This window comes from Ilumatobacter nonamiensis YM16-303 (assembly GCF_000350145.1).
Classification (GTDB): Bacteria; Actinomycetota; Acidimicrobiia; order Acidimicrobiales; family Ilumatobacteraceae; genus Ilumatobacter_A; species Ilumatobacter_A nonamiensis.
Genome location: NZ_BAOL01000235.1, coordinates 1 through 2,332, shown reverse-complemented (window position 1 = coordinate 2,332; position 2,332 = coordinate 1). Strand labels below are relative to the sequence as shown.

General features: G+C 66.4%; 1 protein-coding gene and 1 pseudogene. Both read right to left on the bottom strand.

Annotation, left to right across the window (positions count from 1 at the left end; genetic code table 11):
- Nucleotides 1–194 (bottom strand): annotated as a pseudogene (locus tag ON45_RS23700) (hypothetical protein); the annotation flags it as partial.
- Between the two features lie 149 nt (nucleotides 195–343).
- The coding region (gene infB, locus ON45_RS18285; protein ID WP_051063346.1) for a translation initiation factor IF-2 at nucleotides 344–2,332 on the bottom strand (1,989 nt) is incomplete at its 5' end.

Below are 2,332 nucleotides of genomic sequence, written 5' to 3'. Positions count from 1 at the left end.
TCGTCACCGGAGTCGTCCTCGGCTTCGGTGTCGGATGACTCCTCGTCAGCCGCGTCGTCGCTCTCGGCGTCGGTCGCCGGCGCGGCGTCGTCGCCGCTGTCGGAATCGGAATCGCTGTCACTTCCGCCACATGCGCCGGCAATGAGCGCGCCAGCTACGAGCGGGGCGACCACAAGACGTAGACGTCGTACCATGTGATGTTTCCCCCTGTTCGGGAACCCGGAATGGGTTCGTGTTGGATGCAGTATGGCACCCGTCACAAGCCAGGCGAAATCATCCGGTCAATTCTTCACGTCATCGCGAAGAGACGCCGACCGATCGTCGAAAACCGGTCAGCGGAACGTCACAGCGAGGTGCGCTCGACCTCGACGTCTTCGTAGGTTTCGATGATGTCGCCGGGCTTGAGGTCCTGGAAGTCGTCGAGACCCACGCCACATTCGAAGCCCTCGCGGACCTCTCGGGCGTCGTCCTTGAAGCGCCGCAGCGAGGCGATCGCACCCTTCCAGATGATCGTGCCCTCGCGCAGGAAGCGAACCTTCGAGCCTCGGGTGATGACCCCGGACGTGACCATGCAACCGGCGATCGCGCCCTGCTTGGGCACCCGGAAGATCTCGCGGACCTCGGCTTCGCCGGTGACCTGCTCCTCGAACTCGGGATCGAGCATGCCGATCATCGCCTGTTCGATGTCCTCGAGCAGCTTGTAGATGATCTCGTAGGTACGGATCTCGACCTCGGCCTGCTCGGCGGCCTTGCGGGCCTTGCCGTCGGGACGAACGTTGAAACCGATGATCGTGGCGTTGGTGGCCTCGGCGAGCGTGATGTCGTTCTCGGTGATCCCGCCGACGGCGCGATGCACGAACGACAACTCGACCTCGTCGCGGTCGAGTTGACGAAGCGATCCCGTGACCGCCTCGAGCGAACCCTGCACGTCGGCCTTGATCAACAGATTGAGCTGAGCCTTCTCACCCGACTGGATCTGAGCGAAGATGTCCTCGAGCTTGGTGCCGGTCTTGACCCGGCTGTCCTCGCGGAGGTGACGGGCCTTGAGACGCAGCGCCCGGGCCTCGCCGACCGACTGAGCGATCTTCGGGTCGGGTGCGGCGCGGAACTCGTCGCCGGCTTCGGGGACATCGGACAGACCGAGCACCTGGACCGGCGTGGACGGACCGGCGGTCTTGATCTGCTCGCCCTTGTCGTTGATCATCGCGCGGACCTTGCCCCACGTTCCACCGGCGACGATCGGGTCGCCGACGTTGAGCGTGCCCTTGTCGACGAGGATCGTCGCGACCGGGCCGCGACCCTTGTCGAGCTGCGCTTCGATGACGATGCCCTTGGCGCGCCCCTCGGGGTTCGCTTCCAGCTCTTCGAGTTCGGCAACGACCTGGAGCTGCTCGATCATCTCGTCGACTCCGTCGCCGTTCAACGCGGACATCTCGACGACGATCGTGTCGCCACCCCACGACTCGGGAACGAGTTCGTACTCGGCGAGCTGCGTGAGCACCCGCTGCGGGTCGGCGTTGTCCTTGTCGATCTTGTTGACCGCCACGACGATCGGCACGTCGGCCGCCTGCGCGTGGTTGATCGCTTCGATCGTCTGCGGCATCAGGCCGTCGTCGGCCGCCACCATCAACACGACGATGTCGGTCGCTTCGGCACCGCGGGCGCGCATCTGCGTGAACGCAGCGTGGCCCGGCGTGTCGAGGAACGTGACCGAACCGTTCTCGTTGTGCACCTGGTAGGCGCCGATGTGCTGGGTGATGCCACCCGCCTCACCGTCGACGACATTCGCGCCACGGATGCGGTCGAGCAGTGTGGTCTTGCCGTGGTCGACGTGACCCATGACGGTGATCACCGGAGCGCGCGGCTGCAGGTTCTCGTCGTCGTCGGAGTCGTCGAACAACTTCTGGAGCTCGACCTCTTCCTGCTGGCCGGGCTCGACGAGCAGGATCTCGGCGCCCACCTCGAGCGCGAACAGTTCCATCTGCTCGTCGGCGAGCGTCATCGTCGCCGTGACCATCTCACCGTTGGTGAGCAGGAACCGGACGACGTCGGCCGCGGTGCGGTTCAGCTTCGGGCCGAACTCCTGGGCCGACACGCCGCGCTCGATGACGATCTCGCCCTCGGGGACGGGAACGTCGGACGACGTGTACTGCGTTGCCTGGGGCTGCAGATCTTCCTGGTCGCGACGGCGCCGACGACGGCCGGTCCGACGCGGGGGCCTGCGACCTCCACCGGGACGACCGGCACCACCGGGACGCGGACCGCCGGGTCCACCGGGGCCACCACCGGGACGGGCACCGCCACCGGGACGGTATCCGCCTCCGCCGCCGGG